The 16,582-nt window shown below is 60.4% G+C and carries 20 protein-coding genes; 11 read left to right on the top strand and 9 right to left on the bottom strand.

The window, feature by feature from the left end; all coding sequences use genetic code 11:
• Positions 1 to 380 precede the first annotated feature (380 nt).
• Positions 381 to 1,250: a transposase gene (locus tag ACQ4W7_RS07355; RefSeq protein WP_436529505.1), complete on the bottom strand. Its 870-nt coding sequence runs from the start codon at positions 1,248 to 1,250 to the stop codon at positions 381 to 383.
• A gap of 197 nt (positions 1,251 to 1,447) precedes the next feature.
• Between ACQ4W7_RS07355 and ACQ4W7_RS07350 the strand changes: the two genes are divergently transcribed.
• Positions 1,448 to 2,020, top strand: a complete 573-nt coding sequence (locus ACQ4W7_RS07350; protein WP_436529503.1) for a hypothetical protein — start codon at positions 1,448 to 1,450, stop codon at positions 2,018 to 2,020.
• A 212-nt stretch (positions 2,021 to 2,232) separates the two neighbouring features.
• Positions 2,233 to 2,847 carry a hypothetical protein gene (locus ACQ4W7_RS07345; RefSeq protein ID WP_436529501.1) on the top strand — a complete coding sequence of 205 codons (615 nt, stop codon included), beginning with the start codon at positions 2,233 to 2,235 and terminating at the stop codon, positions 2,845 to 2,847.
• Positions 2,848 to 2,890: 43 nt separating this feature from the next.
• On the opposite strand, the gene ACQ4W7_RS07340 is transcribed toward ACQ4W7_RS07345, so the two are convergent.
• Positions 2,891 to 3,814: a transposase gene (locus ACQ4W7_RS07340; RefSeq protein ID WP_436529499.1), complete on the bottom strand. Its 924-nt coding sequence runs from the start codon at positions 3,812 to 3,814 to the stop codon at positions 2,891 to 2,893.
• Between the two features lie 173 nt (positions 3,815 to 3,987).
• Here ACQ4W7_RS07340 and ACQ4W7_RS07335 point away from each other — a divergent pair, with 173 nt between their 5' ends.
• Together ACQ4W7_RS07335 and ACQ4W7_RS07330 are read left to right on the top strand one after the other, a co-directional pair.
• Entirely contained in the window at positions 3,988 to 4,527 is a 540-nt protein-coding gene (locus ACQ4W7_RS07335; RefSeq protein WP_436529497.1) for a DNA/RNA non-specific endonuclease, read from the top strand.
• Between the two features lie 3 nt (positions 4,528 to 4,530).
• Complete coding sequence (locus ACQ4W7_RS07330) at positions 4,531 to 4,878, top strand: hypothetical protein (protein WP_436529495.1); 348 nt, start codon at positions 4,531 to 4,533, stop codon at positions 4,876 to 4,878.
• Positions 4,879 to 5,008: 130 nt separating this feature from the next.
• On the opposite strand, the gene ACQ4W7_RS07325 is transcribed toward ACQ4W7_RS07330, so the two are convergent.
• Positions 5,009 to 5,533: an ankyrin repeat domain-containing protein gene (locus ACQ4W7_RS07325; RefSeq protein WP_436529493.1), complete on the bottom strand. Its 525-nt coding sequence runs from the start codon at positions 5,531 to 5,533 to the stop codon at positions 5,009 to 5,011.
• Between the two features lie 39 nt (positions 5,534 to 5,572).
• Positions 5,573 to 6,772, bottom strand: coding sequence for a YbfB/YjiJ family MFS transporter (locus tag ACQ4W7_RS07320; RefSeq protein WP_436529491.1), 1,200 nt, complete (start codon positions 6,770 to 6,772; stop codon positions 5,573 to 5,575).
• A gap of 315 nt (positions 6,773 to 7,087) precedes the next feature.
• Here ACQ4W7_RS07320 and ACQ4W7_RS07315 point away from each other — a divergent pair, with 315 nt between their 5' ends.
• From ACQ4W7_RS07315 to ACQ4W7_RS07295, 5 genes are all read left to right on the top strand, one after another.
• Positions 7,088 to 7,762: a CsgG/HfaB family protein gene (locus ACQ4W7_RS07315; RefSeq protein ID WP_071077629.1), complete on the top strand. Its 675-nt coding sequence runs from the start codon at positions 7,088 to 7,090 to the stop codon at positions 7,760 to 7,762.
• 8 nt (positions 7,763 to 7,770) lie between these two features.
• Positions 7,771 to 8,139, top strand: a complete 369-nt coding sequence (locus tag ACQ4W7_RS07310) for a DUF4810 domain-containing protein (protein ID WP_426074342.1) — start codon at positions 7,771 to 7,773, stop codon at positions 8,137 to 8,139.
• Positions 8,136 to 8,798: a DUF799 domain-containing protein gene (locus ACQ4W7_RS07305; protein ID WP_034788080.1), complete on the top strand. Its 663-nt coding sequence runs from the start codon at positions 8,136 to 8,138 to the stop codon at positions 8,796 to 8,798. The genes ACQ4W7_RS07310 and ACQ4W7_RS07305 overlap by 4 nt, the downstream gene beginning before the upstream one ends.
• A 252-nt stretch (positions 8,799 to 9,050) precedes the next feature.
• Positions 9,051 to 9,716, top strand: a complete 666-nt coding sequence (locus ACQ4W7_RS07300) for a response regulator (protein ID WP_436529488.1) — start codon at positions 9,051 to 9,053, stop codon at positions 9,714 to 9,716.
• Complete coding sequence (locus ACQ4W7_RS07295; RefSeq protein WP_436529486.1) at positions 9,710 to 11,020, top strand: ATP-binding protein; 1,311 nt, start codon at positions 9,710 to 9,712, stop codon at positions 11,018 to 11,020. The genes ACQ4W7_RS07300 and ACQ4W7_RS07295 overlap by 7 nt, the downstream gene beginning before the upstream one ends.
• Before the next feature lie 60 nt (positions 11,021 to 11,080).
• Here the strand turns inward: ACQ4W7_RS07295 and ACQ4W7_RS07290 are convergent, their stop codons facing one another.
• The 3 genes from ACQ4W7_RS07290 to ACQ4W7_RS07280 all read right to left on the bottom strand — a co-directional run bounded on the left by ACQ4W7_RS07290 (position 11,081) and on the right by ACQ4W7_RS07280 (position 12,412).
• Entirely contained in the window at positions 11,081 to 11,719 is a 639-nt protein-coding gene (locus ACQ4W7_RS07290; RefSeq protein ID WP_426074345.1) for an NAD(P)H-dependent oxidoreductase, read from the bottom strand.
• A 135-nt stretch (positions 11,720 to 11,854) separates the two neighbouring features.
• A complete protein-coding gene (locus tag ACQ4W7_RS07285; RefSeq protein WP_436529483.1) occupies positions 11,855 to 12,121 on the bottom strand; it encodes an aldo/keto reductase in 267 nt (88 codons plus the stop codon).
• Between the two features lie 99 nt (positions 12,122 to 12,220).
• Positions 12,221 to 12,412, bottom strand: a complete 192-nt coding sequence (locus ACQ4W7_RS07280; RefSeq protein ID WP_436529481.1) for a hypothetical protein — start codon at positions 12,410 to 12,412, stop codon at positions 12,221 to 12,223.
• 113 nt (positions 12,413 to 12,525) lie between these two features.
• On the opposite strand from ACQ4W7_RS07280, the gene ACQ4W7_RS07275 reads away from it, so the two are divergent.
• Positions 12,526 to 13,413, top strand: a complete 888-nt coding sequence (locus ACQ4W7_RS07275) for a LysR family transcriptional regulator (RefSeq protein ID WP_436529479.1) — start codon at positions 12,526 to 12,528, stop codon at positions 13,411 to 13,413.
• Here the strand turns inward: ACQ4W7_RS07275 and ACQ4W7_RS07270 are convergent, their stop codons facing one another.
• Positions 13,414 to 14,511, bottom strand: a complete 1,098-nt coding sequence (locus tag ACQ4W7_RS07270) for an ATP-binding protein (RefSeq protein WP_426074349.1) — start codon at positions 14,509 to 14,511, stop codon at positions 13,414 to 13,416.
• Positions 14,511 to 15,260 (bottom strand): response regulator, encoded by a 750-nt coding sequence (locus tag ACQ4W7_RS07265; protein ID WP_436529477.1) that lies wholly within the window; start codon positions 15,258 to 15,260, stop codon positions 14,511 to 14,513. Before ACQ4W7_RS07265 ends, ACQ4W7_RS07270 begins: the two co-directional genes overlap by 1 nt.
• 132 nt (positions 15,261 to 15,392) lie before the next feature.
• Between ACQ4W7_RS07265 and ACQ4W7_RS07260 the strand changes: the two genes are divergently transcribed.
• Positions 15,393 to 16,556, top strand: a complete 1,164-nt coding sequence (locus ACQ4W7_RS07260; protein WP_436529475.1) for an efflux RND transporter periplasmic adaptor subunit — start codon at positions 15,393 to 15,395, stop codon at positions 16,554 to 16,556.
• Positions 16,557 to 16,582: the final 26 nt, after the last annotated feature.

The raw sequence follows: 16,582 nt of genomic DNA, 5'->3' as shown, positions 1-16,582 counted from the left end.
CAGGGTAGGGCCGGGGTCTAGGGCCGGGGTCAGGTCCGGCATTCGTACACGATCTCAGCCTTGGTCGTCTCGATCTGCAGCAGGTTGCGCTTTACTAAATGCCGATACGGCTCGACTGACTGTCCTGCTCGAGACGTGAAAAGCGGACGCGATGTGGGACATGGTAAAAGCGGTCGATAGATAAGCGCGTGCCATCGCCTCGTCTCTGTCGCTACAGCGCGCCCGAAACTGCGCTAATGACAGAGGGCCGGGGTCAGGTCCACCATTCGTACACGATCTCAGCCTTGGTCGTCTCGATCTGCAGCAGGTTGCGCTTTACTAAATGCCGATACGGCTCAACTAACGGAGGCCGGGGTCAGGTCCGCCATTCGTACACGATCTCAGCCTTGGTCGTCTCGATCTGCAGCAGGTTGCGCTTTACTAAATGCCAATACGGCTCGACTGACTGTCCTGCTTGAGACGTGAAAAGCGGCGGCGATGTGAGACATGGTAAAGGCGGTCGATAGATAAGCGCGTGCCATTGCCTCGTCTCTGTTGCTATAGAGGGCTTGATATTGTACTAATGACAGCGTGATGGCGCGGCGCTGCAACCTTGGCGTATCTTTGAATGCATCAGAACGCTGTGATTGTTGATGTGCTGAAATGAAGGCGTCATCGCCCAGAAGAATCTGGTGGCAGGTACGAGCAAGCGGACTAGTTTCTCCCATCCCGGCCCCGACAAACCGGTAATAAGCAGGAACTGCCTCGTCGCGGGTAGCGCCAAACTGACTCAAGAGCCAGTCACGTGCCAACCAGCACGGAGGTGCCGCGTCGTCCAAAAAGTAGCGATGACTGCTCCAGTACCAGTCATCGGGTGATACGACCATGTGCGCCCGGACTGGATTTAGGACGATGTAGCGGGCCAATTCCAACAGATACTTTTCTTTCTGCACCAAGATAGCTTTGTAGCGACCTTGCAATACGTGTCCAACAAGCTTGTGACGCCGATTGAAATGCTGGCTATATAAGCCGTTCAGTTGGCGCATGCCCTGCGACAGATTCGCCTCGACCGTTTCAACGAGCAGATGATAATGATTGCTCATCTGGCAGAAACTGTGCACGATAAAATGGTGCCGCTCGCATACCAAGGCTAGCACTTCTTGCCAGGCAAGACGATCGGTATCGTCCCGGTAAATGGCGCCACGCCGGTCGCCGCGCGAAGTAACGTGGTAGAGGGCACCGGCAAACTCAAGGCGTAGTGGTCGGGTCATGCGGTAGATGGTAGCTGAGCTATGCTCTTTGGCAATGAGATTACGCAGAGGTTTGAAGACTGGGCATGGTTGAGGCCGTGTCGGAATGGCGGACCTGACCCTGCCTCCGTGACCCTGCCTCCGTGACCCTGCCTCCCGCGGAATTGATTTCAAGACAGTTAACCCAAAAATACCAAAGGATTATTTCGGAGTGGGCTATGGATATTAGTGATAAAGAAAAAAAATATGATGAATTTATTTCCTTGGGCGCGAAAGAATGCTTGAATTTTGCAAGGGCTAATTTTAAATGCAAACTCAACTGGAGTCGAGTGGCGGAAAGCGCTGAAGTTATTGCAGCAAATTTTATTGTTGGTGAGAAAATATTTGACGAGGGGCTTGAATGGATAAGATTGGCGGTTTATTTATTTGAGCGAATTGCTGATGAAGTAAAAAATGATAAAGAAGTAGTTGAAAAAAATATCGTTTCTAGCATTCTAAATAGGTGTCTTGCCATTAGGACTTGGGGGGCGAAGCAAGGTGACTCTGTCAGAGATATAAAGGATTTACTGAGAAATTTTAAACTTCTTGTAACAGTATCGCCTCAGGAAATTTTAAAAAATGAGGGTATTCCATTCAGCAATGAATTTAGAATGGTATTTTTGCTAATGAGGTTTTTTGATCCATTATTAAAAAAGGATGAACTACGTGAAGAATTAGAAGAAATTTTTCAGTATAAAAGTGCCATGGAAACAGTTCGAGAGAGAAATGGTATGCGAAAACTCATATCGTAAAGAAGTGGTTCCGTGGTTTTAGTGATGGAGGGGCGGGGGCAGGTGCCAATCCACCCAAGTTAAGGAGCAAGCCTGCGCAATTGCTGGCAAATCAATGAAATAGTGCTTGACGTGGCACTGGCTTTGCGCGGCCGCCGCCTTGCTGACCTCTCTTTTTTCGACAGCGGCAAGGCGGCGGCCAATGAAGGTCTTTTGATCTTCATTGGCCTTTCATGTCGCTCGCGTCCTTGCTGTCCGATTTCTCCGACCATCTTCAATCCGACCAGTTCCGTCTTACCGCCCGCCATCCTGATCATCCGACAGCGTTTCAACGACGCCGCAAACTGCCGCTACCGTCCTTGGTGGCGCTCATGCTCACCGGCATGCGCAAGAGCGTGCAAACCGAACTTGATGAATTCTTTGGCCATCTGCAACAGCAGGCGCAACTGACGCACCAGGTGAGCGCCCAGGCTTTCGCTCAGGCACGCTCGAAACTTGCTACCACTGCCATGCCAGAGCTTAACGACTGGCTCATTGCTCAAGCACAGCAGCATGGCTACCTGCCGCGCTGGCACGGTTTCAGGCTGGTCGCCGCTGACGCCTCGACCGTTCGCTTTGGCTTGCGCGCCAGCCATGTCAAACGTGCCGCCGCGGGCCGGGGTCAGGTCCGCCATTTGTACACGATCTCAGCTTTGGCCATCTCTATCTGTGGCAAGTTGCGCTTTAATAAATGCCAATACGGCTCGACTAACTGTCCTGCTGTAGACGTGAAAAGCGGCGGCGATGTGGGGCATGGTAAAAGCGGCTGCCAGATAAGCGGTGCAATCGCCTCGTCCTTTTCGCTGTAGTGCGGGCCGGGGTCAGGTCCGCCATTTGTACACGATCTCAGCTTTAGTCATCTCTATTTGCGGCAAGTTGCGCTTTATTAAATGCCGATACGGCCCGACTGACTGTCTTGCTCGAGACGTGAAAAGCGGCGGCGATGTGGGACATTGTAAAAGCGGTAGACAGATAAGCGCGTGCCATTGCCTCGTCTCTGTCGCTATAGCGGACCTGATATTGTGCGAGTGACAGTGTGATCGCGCGGCGCTGCTGCCTTGGCGTATCTTTGAATGCACCGGAACGCTGCGATTGCTGATGTGCCGAAACGAAGGCGTCATCGCCCAGAAGCATCTGGTGGCAGGTATGGATGAGCGGACTAGTTTCGCCCATCCCGGCCACGACAAACCGAGAATAGTTGGCGACCGCCTCGGCGCGCGTGGCGCCAAACTGGCTCAAGAGCCAGTCACGCGTCAACCAGCATGGAGGCATTGCATCGTCCAAAACGTAGTGATGGCTGCTCCAGTACCAGTCGTCGGGTGATGTCACCATGTGCGCCCGGACTGGATTCAAGGCGATGTAGCGGGCCAATTCCAGCAGATAGTTTTCTTTCTGCACCAAGATGGCTTTGTAGCGGCCTTGAAATACGTGCCCGACAAGCTTATGGCGTCGATTGAAATGCTGGGTATAAACGCCATTGAGTTGGCGCATGCCCTGCGAGAGATTCGCCTCGACTGTTTCAACGAGCAGATGATAATGATTGCTCATCTGGCAGAAACTGTGCACGACAAAATGATGCCGTTCACACACAAGTTCCAATACTTCTTGCCAAGCAAGGCGATCAGTATCGTCCCGATAAATTGCGCCACGCCGGTCGCCCCGCGAAGTAACGTGGTAGAGGGCACCGGCGAACTCAAGTCTTAGTGGTCGCGTCATGCGGTAGACGATACCTGAGCTATGTGCATTGGCGCTGAGATTGCGCAGAGGTTTGCACATTGATATGGCTGAGGTCGTGTCGGAATGGCGGACCTGACCCCCATCCGTGCAGAGGTCGTGTCGGAATGGCGGACCTGACCCCCATCCGTGCATTGATATGGCTGAGGTCGTGTCGGAATGGCGGACCTGACCCCCATCCGTGTGTGACCCCCATCCGTGTGTGACCCCCATCCGTGTGCATCCGTGCAAATAATTCGGAAAATACCAATAAGAATCTGGAGATTGATACCAAGCCGGTCAAGGAAATAGAATCAGGAAAAAAAGGTGAGTGGAACAAGGAATTGAATAAACCTCAGCCAAATACCGTTTATGTGGTGGATTCAAATCATACCTATCGTACGGATGAATTTTCACGCGTTGTCCATGTCGAGGGTGAGCTTACCTTGAACAAGCACGATAGGAATGGATATCAGCAGTGCAAGGCAGGCAAGTGTGGCGTTGCTGGTGATGAAGGTGGGCATCTGATTGGCGCACAATTCGATGGTGTAGGGGAGAAAATTAACCTTGTGCCAATGGACTCGAGTTTGAATCAAGGTCAATGGAAAGCCATGGAGCAGACATGGGCTGCTGCGTTAAAAGATGGAAAGAAAGTAAGTGTTGATATTCGACCTAAGTATATGGGTGATGGCGCTAGACCCACTGCATTTATGGTAGAATATAGTGTTGGTAATAAGGTGTTTAAGCGCGTTTTTGAGAATAATGCAAAGGGGTGATAAATGGAATCAAAGGATATTGAAATATCTAAGGAAATTGGACAATGTTTATATAATGTCGCTCCAGAGGATGCAAAAATAATTTTGATGATTGCGGCCCTTTCTCCCGAAGGTGATGTCAGTCAGTTTGAATTTTATTCGAACAACGGAGTTAATGAGAGTGAGTTTTCTATCGGTGATTCGGATACGATGAAAATCCATTACTTGGCTACCGCACATCAGAAATTCATGGTTGCTAATAATCAGCCTGCATGGACACGTTGCGAATTTACGGTAAATGTTGAAGCCAGTAAATTTTCTATGCAACTGGGTTATGAGGAGAATTCATTTAGAGATGGTTCGTTGCGATAATCGATAGGTGAATTTTCATCGGCATGGTGAGGTTTCGTCGAAATGGCGAAGCCTCATTCCGTCCGTAAAATTGTTACTGATCCTGGGTGCCGCAGCACCGGGGCAGCCCAGGCCACCGCACTCACGCCGTCTACCCCAGGCTAGTCAGGCGAGCCAGGGTCTCCTGCGCATTCATGCTCTTGGCCAGCGAAACGGCAGTCATGCCGCGGCTGTCCACGGCATCGATGCGGGCGCCGTGTTGCAGCAGCAGGTCGAGGATGGCCAGGCGGTTGAACATGGCGGCCATCATCAACGGTGTCTTGCCGTCCGGACTGTTGCCTTCTACCTTGGCGCCGTGCTGGAGCAGCAGCTCGGCGATGTCCAGGTAACCCTTGTAGGCTACGCCGGCCAGCGGCGTCTGGCCCTGGTCGTTGGGGACGTTGGCGTCGGCGCCCGCTTCGAGCAGCAGGCGCGACGTTTCCAGGCGGCCGTGGTAGCTGGCCAGCATGATCAGGCTGTCGCCTTTTTCGTTGCGGAAGTTGACCGGCACGCCCTGGGTAACCATGGCGCCCAGTTGCTGCGTATCGCCTTCGCGCACCAGGGCAAACAGGCCCTGGATGAATTCCAGCGTTTCGGCATCCATCGTTGCCGGAAGTGTGCGTGCATCGGTGTTCATCGTGTTCTTTCTGCGAAGGTGGGTTATGCCTGTAGTCTACTATGCGGCCGGCGCCAGCGCCTTTTGCCGCGCAGCCAACGCCGCGCCGATGAAGAGGGCGATGGCCGAGGCGATCAATCCCCGCTCCAGTCCGGCCGGGCCGTCGGCGATCCAGCCGACCACGATAGGGCCGACAATCTGGCCCAGCGCGAATACCGTCGTGTAGGCGCTGATGCCGGCCGTCCAGGATTGCTGCGGCAGGTTATGCCGCACCAGGGCCGTGGTCGAGGCCACTACCGACAGGAACACGGCGCCGAAGACCAGTCCGGAGAGGAACACGACGGGCACAAAGCTGGTCAGCGCGGGCAGGATGGTCACCACGCCCAGCACGCCATTTAATATCGCCAGCGATTCGCCGCCCTTGTAGCGGTCCAGCATGCGTGCCCAGATGCGCGACGACGCCACTACCGCCAGACCCAGCAAGGTATAGAACATGGTGATCAAGGTCGGCGGCATGCCTTGTTGCTTGAGCAGGGCGATGACGAAGGTCATGTAGCCGATGTAGCCAACGCCAAACATGAAGTAGCCGGCCAGACTGGGGGCGAAATCACGCCAGGCGAAGCGCCGTGGCGTATCGAGCGCACGCGGCGCTTCGCCGATCGCCTTCGCCGGCACGGCCATGATGGCGGTGCCGGCCAGACACGCGATGCCCAGTGCCAGCCACGGCCATTGCCAAGCATGCGCGGTGCCGTGCTCCTGGGCGGCGGCCAGCGCCGCCGGCACCAGCAGGGCCGACAGCGCGATGCCGAAGCCCGTGCCGCCGTAATACAGGCCGATGTAAAAGCCGGCGCGCTGGCTGTGCATGGAACCGAGCCGCGCTGCCAGCACGCCGCCGGCGATGAACATGAAGGCGCTGGCCACGCCCGCGCACACGCGCTGCAGGAATAGGGTAGTCGTGTCGCTGACCAGGCCTGACATCAGCATGAAGATGCTGGCCAGCACGGAACCGATGATCAGCAAGCGCCACACGCCCAGGCGGCGCATCAGCGCCGGCGTGGCCAGGGCGCCGAGAAAATAGCCGAGCGCATTGAAGGTGTTCATGGCCCCGGCCAGCAGGTAAGACCAGCCCAGGTCGTCACGCATGGGCGGCAGCAGCAAGCCGTAGGAAAAGCGCGACAGGCCCAGGGCGACGGCCGCGCCCAGCGAGAGCGCCAGCGCCGTGGCCAGCGGATGGGCCGGGGAATGATCGTGTGTCGGCATGGCCTGGAGACCCGTCTATGTGCAAACGTGCAATGGAGTTGGCGCCGGGATGGGGCACGTCGGCGGGCGAGGTCTGTGAGGGACAGTGGCAGCGGCGCTGACTACACGCTTTTTTTACTACCAAGTTAACGAATCTGACCTGGGAAGTCAAGTAGGGCCAGGCCTCAACAGCACTGGCAATCATGCAATCCTTGCCATCGTTACTTTTGGAGAGAATTGTGAGACATGCAATATCATATAATTGCAATTGGGAAATTAACTTGCCTAAAATTAATTTTGCAGGTTGCTCCTGATCATCCACATCATAAGGGCACTATGAACAAGAATAAACCCGGCGCATTGTTGATTGCAGCGCTGATTGGCGCGGCTTTGGCTGGCTGCGCTTCCGAATCCTCGCAAGCCTTGGCTGTTCCCACGGTTGCCAGCGCAGCCCGTCCCTACGTTGGTCCACGCACCCTGATCGCTGTCGGTAAATTCGACAATCGCTCGAACTTCATGCGCGGCATCTTTTCCGATGGCGTCGACCGCCTGGGCAGCCAGTCGAAAACGATCCTGATTGCGCACCTGCAGACATCCAACCGTTTCAATGTGCTCGACCGCGACAACATGGCCGAGCTCAAACAAGAAGCCGAATTCAAGAAGCAGGGCCAGAATATCAAGGGCGCCGATTTCGTCGTCACGGGCGACGTGACCGAATTCGGCCGCAAGGAAGTGGGCGACAAGCAATTGTTCGGCATCATGGGCCGCGGCAAGACGCAAGTGGCATATGCCAAGGTCACCTTGAACGTCGTCAATATCGCCACCTCGGAAGTCGTGTACTCGGCCGGCGGCGCCGGCGAATACAGCCTGTCGAACCGTGAAGTGCTGGGTTTTGGCGGCACCGCCAGCTATGACGCCACCCTCAACGGCAAAGTCCTGGACCTGGCCATGCGCGAAGCGGTCGAGCGCCTGGTGGCCGGTGTCGAAGCGGGCGCACTGCGCAAACAATAAGGTATCCCATGAAAACAATGATGAACAAGGGCGCTGCCCTGCTGGCGCTGCTCGCCTGTGCCGCACTGACCGGTTGCGCCACGCAATCGAAGACCCTGTATCAATGGGAAGGTTACCAGCCGCAAGTGTACGAATACCTGAAGGGCGAAAGTCCGGAGCAGCAGATTGCCGCCATGGAAAAAGATCTGCAAGTGATCGCTGCGAAGGGCAACCATGCGCCGCCGGGTTTCCATGCCCACCTGGGCATGCTGTACTCGATCGCGGGTAAGCCGGAGCAGGTCGCCGCGCAATTCGAAGACGAGAAAAAACTCTTCCCGGAATCGACGCCGTACATGGACTTCCTGTTGGGTAAATTGAAAAAAGGCGAGAAATTATGATGTCGCGTATGTTGAAAATGGCCCTGTGCCTGGGTCCCGCCATCTTCATGGTCGGTTGCGCCACCAAGCAGGCCGCCTATGACTATACGGCCTTCAAGGCGGCCAAGCCGCGTTCGATCGTGGTCTTGCCGCCGTTGAACAACTCGCCGGAAGTCAATGCCGGCAACAGCGTCTACGCGCAAGTGACCTATCCGCTGGCCGAAGCAGGCTACTACGTGCTGCCGGTGGCCGTGGTCGGTGAAACCTTCAAGCAGAACGGCTTGACGAATGCCGCCGATATCCACGGCGTCGATGCGAAAAAGCTCAACGAGATCTTTGGCGCCGATGCGGGCCTGTACGTGACGATTTCCAAGTACGGCACGACCTATGCCGTGATCGACAGCGTGACGGTGGTGTCGGTCGATGCCAAGCTGGTCGACCTGAAGACGGGAGCCTTGCTGTGGCAGGGCGCGGCCAGCGCATCGAGCAATGAAGGCAATAACAGCGGTGGCGGCGGGCTGGTCGGCATGCTGGTGACGGCGGCCGTCAAGCAGATCATCAACACCAGCACCGATGCCAGCCATCCGCTGGCCGGCACGGCCAATGCGCGCATGCTGTCGGCCGGCGTGCCGAATGGCTTGCTGTACGGCCCCCGTTCGGAACGCTACCTGGCGCAGTAATCGTCACGTAACACCCCGCACAGGCCCTGCATTCGCCAGGGCCTGTTGCTTTGTGTGCCTGCTACCACCGAATCGTTCGTCTACGACCATCAAATCCGGATCGACGTGCACAGCTATGGCGCCGACGACATGAAGATTACGTGGAGTGCCAGTCCTGGTGCCGGGGCACGTGCTTGCTGACGTGGCTGGCGCAAGCCGGCTTTCCCCAGCCACGTTAAGATAGCGGTATTTTCTGGACTGTGAGGGGCCTGCGTGCGCGTGTTGCTGGTGGAAGACGATCCGATGATCGGGGAAAGCCTGGTCGAGGGCTTGCGCGGCGAATGCTATGCCGTGGACTGGGTGCGCGACGGCCACGATGCGGAGCTGGCGCTGGCCGGTTTCGCCTACGACCTGATGCTGCTGGACCTGGGCTTGCCCGGCAAGGAGGGCATGGATGTGCTGCGCGCCATGCGTGCGCGGGGCGCCGACTTGCCCGTGCTGATCATCACGGCGCGCGACGGCACGCCTGCCCGCGTCGAGGGCCTCGACAGCGGCGCCGACGATTACCTGGTGAAACCGTTCGACCTCGATGAGCTGCTGGCGCGCATCCGCGCGCTGCTGCGGCGCAGGGTCAGCCGTTCGCGCTCCGTCATCGAGCATGGCGCGCTGATCCTGGACCTGGCCAGCCACGACGTCACGTTTGACGGGAAACAGATCAAGCTGGCGCCGCGCGAGTTTTCCGTGCTGCGCGCCTTGCTCGACCATCCGGGCAAGGTGGTGTCGAAGCGCCAGCTGGGCGAGAAGCTGTACGGCTGGGATAGCGAAGTGGAAAGCAATACCGTCGACGTGTATGTGTATCAGCTGCGCAAGAAGTTCGGCGCGGACAGTATCCAGACCGTGCGCGGCGTGGGCTACAAGATGCGGATGGCATCTTGCTGACCATCCGCCGCCAGTTGCTGCTCGGTTTGCTGGCAGCCACCTTGCTGTGCGTGCTTGGCGCGGGCATTTCGCTGTTCCGCTCGTTACTGGAAGAAACCAATGAACTGGCCGATTTGCAGCTGCGCCAGCTGGCCGTGGCCTTGCCCGACGAGTTCGAGCCGCAGGCGGGCCTGGCCGCCGCGCAAGACCCGGAAGAAGCGTTCGTGCTGCAGGCGTGGGACGAGGACGGGCAGCCATTGCCCGTCCTGCAGGGCCAGCCGGCACTGCCGCGCTATGCGCTGGCCGGCTTTGCCGATGTCGTGCTGCACGGCGAGGACTGGCGCCTGTACGGCGAGACGCGGCGCGGCCGCTACGTGCAGGTGGCGCAGGCGCAGGCCGTGCGCGACCAGCTGGCCTGGCAGATGAGCAGGCGGGCCGGCGCACCCCTGCTGGTGTTCGCGCTGATCCTGGCGCTACTGATCGTTGCCGTAGTAGGGCGCGCGCTGGCGCCGTTGCACCGGCTGGCCGAATCGGTGGCGGGCCGTTCGCCGGACGCCTTGACGCCGCTGGCCGCCGACGACATGCCGCCCGAGCTGCGGCCCGTGGCGCAGGCGCTCAACAGCTTGATGGGCCAGTTCGAGGCGGCGCTGACGGCGCAGCGCACCTTTGTTGCCGACGCCGCGCATGAACTGCGCTCGCCGCTGACGGCGCTGAAATTGCAGTTGCAGGTGGCCGAACGGGCCGGCAGCGAGGAAGAACGCCGCGTGGCGCTGGCGCGGCTGCATGAGCGGCTGGACCGCAGCACGCACCTCGTGCGTCAGCTATTGAGTCTGGCGCGCCATGAAACGGCGCTGGCGGCCAGCCAGCTGCACACGGTGGACCTGGGCCAATTGCTGGAAGCGGCCGTGGCCGATCACAGCGCGCTGGCCGACAGCCGCGCAATCGACCTGGGCGTGGTGGAAACGTTGCAGGCCAGGGTGCTGGTGCAGGCCGATCCCGACGGTTTGCAGGTGTTGCTGAATAATCTGATCGACAACGCCTTGCGCTACACGCAGCAGGGCGGCAGGGTCGATTTGCAGGCGGCACTGGAAGATGGCCGGCCCCTGCTGCGCGTGTCCGACAACGGCCCCGGCGTGCCGCAGCACTACCATGCGCGCCTGTTCGACCGCTTCTTCCGGCCCGACGGCAACGACGCCTGGGGCTGCGGCTTGGGCCTATCCATCGTGCGTCATATCGCCGAGCACCACCACGCCGAGATCGCGCTGGACGATGGGGAAGCGGGACGGGGCCTGCAAGTGACGGTGCGCTTCCCGCAAGTGGCCTGAACGGTCAAAAAAAAGCGGATGCCGGTGAGGGCATCCGCTTTTCAATCACGGGCGAGGCGCTTACGCCAGCTCGGTGATGAATTGCTCGCGCGCAGGGCGTACTTTTTTCAGGTCCACCAGCCAATCGCCTTCGTCGGCGCGGTAGCCGAGCGGCAGCATGACGACGGAACGCAGGCCCTTTTCGCGCAGGTTCAAGATGTCATCGACCTTGGCCGGGTCAAAGCCTTCCATCGGCGTCGAATCGACTTTTTCCTGCGCCGCGGCAATCAGGGCCGTGCCCACGCCGATATACGCCTGGCGCGCCGCGTGCTGGTAGTTGGTTTCCGCATCGCGCTGCGGATACGTGGCCAGGATTTGCTGGCGGTACGCTTCCCAGCCTTCATTTTTGAAGCCGCGCACGGTGTTGACCAGGTCAAACATCTTGTTGATGCGTTCGACCGTGTAATTGTCCCACGCGGCAAACACCAGCAGATGCGAAGCGTCCGTCACTTGCGACTGGTTCCACGCATGCGGCTTGATCTGCTCGCGCAGGGCAGCATTCGTCACGACGAACACTTCATACGGGTGCAGCCCGCTGGAGCTGGCCGTCAGGCGCACGGCTTCCAGGATGCGCTCGACCTTGTCTTGCGGCACCGTTTTCGTCGGGTCCATCTTCTTGGTGGCATAGCGCCATTGCAGTGTTTCGAGCAAATCGGACATGTAAATCCCTTTCAAAATGAATAGTTCAGATTGGAAATGATAGCGGATTCAGGCATTTCAAGTGCAAAGGGGCAAAGAACCTGTATTGCTTACCCAAGTTAGCGTACTCAAGTTAGCGCACTCCAGCACGGTTGTCTACAGGCCAAGCATGACAAGCTCATGTTGCGGGTAGCGCGCGCCCTGCACGCTAGCGGGCGCGATGGCGGCCAGCTCGGTTTCGCTCAGCTTGATCTGCGCGGCAGCCACATTCTCTTCCAGGTGCGCCAGGCTGCGGGCGCCGGGAATCGGCACGATGCCGTCGCCTTGCGCCAGCAGCCAGGCCAGGGCCAGTTGTGCCGCCGTGGCGCCGCGCGCCGCCGCCAGGCGTTGCAGTTCGGCCACCATGTTCGCGTTGGCCGCCATCGCCTCACGCCCGCCATGCGTTCACGCCCTGGCCATGGGGCAAGATCTTGAAGCCGAACTTGGTGGCCACGCTGACCTTGACCTTGCCGCGCAGCGCCTTCAAGGCGCGGCCCACCAGTTCCTCGTTGGCGTAGGGGTATCGATCAGGGTGACACCCAGCTCCACGGCGCGGTGCAGCACGCGCAGCGATGCTGCCTCGTCCGCGCCGCCGTAGGCAAAGCTCATGCCCATGCAGCCCAGGCCGATGGGAGCGACGCGCAAGCCGGAGTTGCCCAGTGTTCTGTGTTCCATTGTCATTCCTCGTCAAAAAAGATGCAATGAGTATGGACGAAGCAACAGCATGCGATAAGATGCCTTATCTTGTATGTATTACTGAAAATGGCTCATGAATTTTTTCCTCAATAATGGCTGATCTGAATGAATTGACGGCCTTTGCCGCCGTTGCCCGGCTGCGCAGCTTTCGCAAGGCGGCCCTTGAGCGTGGCGTGTCCGCTTCTGCTCTCAGCCATGCGCTGCGCGTGCTGGAAGAGCGCCTGGGCGTGCGCTTGTTGAACCGCACCACGCGCAGCGTCACGCCGACCGAGGCGGGGCAGCAGTTGCTGGCGCGCCTGACGCCGGCCATGCGCGAAATTGAGGATGCCTTGCTCGACCTGAGCACCTTGCAGGATGTGCCCGCAGGCAAGCTGCGCTTGAACGTGCCGCGCCCGGCCGCCCGGCTGCTGCTGGCGCCCATGCTGGCCGGTTTTGTCGCGCGCTATCCGCGCGTGCAGGTGGAACTGGTCACCGATGACGGCATGATCGATATCGTGCGCGACGGTTTTGACGCGGGCATCCGTTTTGGCGAACAGGTGGCGGCCGACATGATCGCCGTGCCCGTGGGCGCGCCGCAACCGTTCGTGGTGGTGGCGTCGCCCGCCTACCTGGCGGCGCATGGTGCGCCGGTCACGCCGCGCGCGCTGCTCGAGCATGCCTGCATAGGCCGGCGTTTTCCCAGCGGACGCCAGTATGCGTGGGAGTTCGAACTGGAGGGGGAAGCCGTCAGCATCGCCGTCGGCGGCCCGCTGGTGTTCGATGACGATGAGCTGATGCTGCGCGCGGCCCGCGATGGCGCGGGACTGGCGTATGTGTACGAAGCCGATGCGCGCGCCGATATCGCGGTGGGGCGCCTGGTGTGCGTGCTGGAGCACTGCCTGCCGCCGCCGCCCGGTTACTTCCTGTACTACCCAAGCCGGCGGCAGATGCCGGCTGTATTGCGCGCCTTTGCCGATATGCTGCGCGCGCCGCCGACATAGTCAGCCGACGGGCGGTAACGCGCCATGCTCGACCGGCCACTTGACGGTAAATAAGCTTCCCCCGAGGCTGCCGCCCGCCTTGCCACGCGTGCAGACCGCGCTGCCACCATGCGCGCGCGCGATGGCTTCGACCACGGCCAGGCCCAGGCCGCTGCCCGCGTTCAAGTCGACCTTGGTGCTGTCGCCGCGGCGGAACGCTTCGAACACATGCGGCGCCAGTTCGTCGGCAATGCCGGGGCCCGCATCCTCGACGCTGAGGTAGTACTGGCCGGCCTGCACGCGGGTGCGCACGCGCAGCAGGCCCGGATGCGCGTAGCGGCGCGCGTTGTCGAGCAGGGCAAGCACGATTTGCCGGATGCGCGCCGCATCGCAGCAGACGGGATGGTCGGACAGGTGCAATTGCAGGGTAAAGCCGGCCGCTTCCATGTCCGGCGCCAGCAGGCGGCCCACTTCCTCGATTTCCAGGGTCAGGTCCGTCCAGGCCATGCGCAGCTGCATGTAGCCGCTGTCGGCCAGGCTCAGGGTGCGCAAGTCCTCGATCAGGCGGCCCAGGTCCTCGACTTGCGACAGCAGGCTGGAAAACGGCACTTCCTCGGGCTTGAAGACGCCATCGACGACGCCTTGCAAGGTGCCGCGCAAGATCGTCACGGGCGTGCGCAGTTCGTGCGCGATGGCCGCATTCCATGTCTCGCTTTCCTTGGCCGTCCGCTGCAGGCGCTCGGCCATGCTGTTGAAGTCATCGACCAGCATGGCCGTCTCGCCCAGGCTGCGGTCGCCAGCGAAGGCGCGCGCGGACAGGTCGCCATGCGCCACGCGGCGCACGCTGTCCATCACGGAATTGATCGGCTTCAATATGCGCGCGGCCAGCTTGATGGCGAAAAACGCGGCCAGCAGCAAGCCGAAGATGGTGATGGCGAAGATCCACAGCCACTCGACGGTGCTGGGCGACCAGTCGTCCGGCTCGGACAGCATGCCGGGGTCGATCTTGAAGGCAACGGCAAAGAAGATCCATGAGCCCATCCAGATGAGCAGGATGCTGCTGACCATCAGCACGGACATCGACAGCACGATCTGCCGGTTCAGGCCCGTGAAGCGCATCAGAGCTCGCTTTCCAGCCGGTAGCCCACGCCGCGCAGGCTGGCCGGCATGTTCATGACGCCCGCTTCTTCGAGCTTCTTGCGCAGCTTGCTGACGTGGCTGTCCACCGTGCGTTCCATCGAATTGCTCTCGGGCATGCACGACTCCAGCAGTTCCAATCGGCTGCAGACGCGCCGTGGCGTGCGCGCCAGGTGCGCCAGCAAGCGGAACTCCGTCAGGGTCAGGCTCAAAGGTACGGGCACGCCGTCGCGCAACACGCTGGCTACATACGTTTCCTGGTCGATCTCGATGGGACCGCAGCGCAGGCGCTGGCCGCCCACCGGGTGGTGGCGCACGCGCGAGCGGCGCAGCACGGCCGCCACGCGCGCCACCACTTCGGCCGGATTGAAGGGCTTGATGATGTAGTCGTCGGCGCCCACGCGCAAGGCGGCCAGTTTATCCGCATCTTGGTCGCGCGCCGTCAGCATGATGACGGGCGTCTCGCCGCGCCGCCGCACTTCCGTCAGCACGCCCCAGCCATCGACACGGGGCATTTGCACGTCGAGCAGCAGCAGGTCCGGCGCCAGCGCCAGGTGCTGGTTCAGCGCTTCCTGGCCATCGTGCGCAAAGGCCGTGCGATAGCCGTCGCGCTCCAGGTAACCGGCGAGGATGCGGGCGATTTGCGGTTCATCTTCGGCGATCAGGACGAGGGCGGTAGGCGGCGTGGTGGCAAGAAAAGAGGGTTGGCTGGCGCTGTGATGATAGTTCATCTAAATAGTCTAGCATTCTTCTTTCTCTCCATCGAATCTCCACATTTCTTTGACGAAATATCCACCTTGGCCTTTTATGCTGCGCTTATCTGTCGACCGGACCGCCGGTTGGGATCTGCCATAGAAAAGACCATGCATCCGAGCCACCTCTCCAAGAAAAACATGTTGATCGCCGCGGCACTGCTCAGCCTTGCCGCCTGTTCCAAACCCGCGCCGCAAGAAGGCGCCGCGCCGCCCGCCGCCGTCACGGTGCTCAAGCTGCAAGCGGCCTCCGTGGTCCTCAGCGATGAATTGCCGGGTCGCGTGGCGGCCTTCCGCACGGCCGACATCCGCCCGCAGGTGGGCGGCATCGTGCTGCGCCGCCAGTTCGAGCAGGGCGCCGAAGTGCATGCGGGGCAGAAGCTGTTCCAGCTCAACCCGGCGCCGTTCCAGGCGGACGTCGATTCGGCCGCCGCCGCCCTGCAGCATGCGGTGGCCACGGCGAAGCGCGCCAGCAGCCAGGCCGATCGCCTCAAACCGCTGGTGGAAGCGGACGCCATCAGCCGCCAGGCGTATGACGATGCCGTGGCCCAGCGCGAGCAAGCCGTGGCCACCGTGGCGCAGGCGCGGGCCAGCCTGGCGCGCCGCCGCCTGGACCTGGCCTTTGCCAGCATCGAGGCGCCGATTGCCGGACGCATCGGCTCCGAACTGGTGACGGAAGGCGCGCTGGTGGGTTTGGCGGACGCGGCGCCGATGGCGCGCATCCAGCAGATCGACAAGGTGTATGTCGACGTGCGCCAGCCGGCCGCCGCGCTGGCGGCGCTGCAAGCCTCAGGCAACGAAGGCGCGGACAAGCTGCCCGTGACCATCCTCGGCGCGGATGGTCAGCCGCATCCCGTCACGGGGCGCATTCTGTTTTCCGGCATCAGCGTCGATGCGGGCACGGGCGACGCCGTCATCCGCGTGCTGGTCGACAATCCGCAGCGCCAGCTGCTGCCGGGCATGTTTGTGCGCGCCCGCATTGCCCGCGCCGTGCAGCCGAATGGCGTGCTCGTGCCGCAGCAAGCCGTCTTGCACAGCAGCGGCGGCCTGGCCCAGGCCTGGGTGCTCGATGGCACGCACAAAGCCAGCCTGAAACCAATTACCGTGGGCGACGTGGTCGAGCACCAGTATGTGGTCAACGGCGGTTTGAAAGCCGGCGACACCGTCGTCATCGAAGGCCAGGAACGCCTGCAGCCGGGCGCCACCGCCGCACCGCAGCCTTGGAAGCGCGCCGCCGCCGTTGCCACCGCAGCTCCCGTCAGCGCCGTGCGCTGATCCGTATTTGTTGAAAGTTTAATGAC

The organism is Janthinobacterium algoris (assembly GCF_051380935.1).
GTDB lineage: Bacteria > Pseudomonadota > Gammaproteobacteria > Burkholderiales > Burkholderiaceae_D > Janthinobacterium.
The sequence above is the reverse complement of the archived record's forward strand: the minus strand, read 5'-3'. Positions and strand labels throughout refer to the sequence as shown.

What these genes read in the sequence shown, in the direction of transcription:
- ACQ4W7_RS07355 (WP_436529505.1), bottom strand. Translation starts at nt 1,250, where the DNA reads ATGACCCGACCACTACGCCTTGAGTTTGCCGGTGCCCTCTACCACGTT.
- ACQ4W7_RS07350 (WP_436529503.1), top strand. Translation starts at nt 1,448, where the DNA reads ATGGATATTAGTGATAAAGAAAAAAAATATGATGAATTTATTTCCTTG.
- ACQ4W7_RS07345 (WP_436529501.1), top strand. Translation starts at nt 2,233, where the DNA reads ATGTCGCTCGCGTCCTTGCTGTCCGATTTCTCCGACCATCTTCAATCC.
- ACQ4W7_RS07340 (WP_436529499.1), bottom strand. Translation starts at nt 3,814, where the DNA reads ATGTGCAAACCTCTGCGCAATCTCAGCGCCAATGCACATAGCTCAGGT.
- ACQ4W7_RS07330 (WP_436529495.1), top strand. Translation starts at nt 4,531, where the DNA reads ATGGAATCAAAGGATATTGAAATATCTAAGGAAATTGGACAATGTTTA.
- ACQ4W7_RS07325 (WP_436529493.1), bottom strand. Translation starts at nt 5,533, where the DNA reads ATGAACACCGATGCACGCACACTTCCGGCAACGATGGATGCCGAAACG.
- ACQ4W7_RS07320 (WP_436529491.1), bottom strand. Translation starts at nt 6,772, where the DNA reads ATGCCGACACACGATCATTCCCCGGCCCATCCGCTGGCCACGGCGCTG.
- ACQ4W7_RS07315 (WP_071077629.1), top strand. Translation starts at nt 7,088, where the DNA reads ATGAACAAGAATAAACCCGGCGCATTGTTGATTGCAGCGCTGATTGGC.
- ACQ4W7_RS07310 (WP_426074342.1), top strand. Translation starts at nt 7,771, where the DNA reads ATGAAAACAATGATGAACAAGGGCGCTGCCCTGCTGGCGCTGCTCGCC.
- ACQ4W7_RS07305 (WP_034788080.1), top strand. Translation starts at nt 8,136, where the DNA reads ATGATGTCGCGTATGTTGAAAATGGCCCTGTGCCTGGGTCCCGCCATC.
- ACQ4W7_RS07290 (WP_426074345.1), bottom strand. Translation starts at nt 11,719, where the DNA reads ATGTCCGATTTGCTCGAAACACTGCAATGGCGCTATGCCACCAAGAAG.
- ACQ4W7_RS07285 (WP_436529483.1), bottom strand. Translation starts at nt 12,121, where the DNA reads ATGGCGGCCAACGCGAACATGGTGGCCGAACTGCAACGCCTGGCGGCG.
- ACQ4W7_RS07280 (WP_436529481.1), bottom strand. Translation starts at nt 12,412, where the DNA reads ATGGAACACAGAACACTGGGCAACTCCGGCTTGCGCGTCGCTCCCATC.
- ACQ4W7_RS07275 (WP_436529479.1), top strand. Translation starts at nt 12,526, where the DNA reads ATGGCTGATCTGAATGAATTGACGGCCTTTGCCGCCGTTGCCCGGCTG.
- ACQ4W7_RS07270 (WP_426074349.1), bottom strand. Translation starts at nt 14,511, where the DNA reads ATGCGCTTCACGGGCCTGAACCGGCAGATCGTGCTGTCGATGTCCGTG.
- ACQ4W7_RS07265 (WP_436529477.1), bottom strand. Translation starts at nt 15,260, where the DNA reads ATGAACTATCATCACAGCGCCAGCCAACCCTCTTTTCTTGCCACCACG.
- ACQ4W7_RS07260 (WP_436529475.1), top strand. Translation starts at nt 15,393, where the DNA reads ATGCATCCGAGCCACCTCTCCAAGAAAAACATGTTGATCGCCGCGGCA.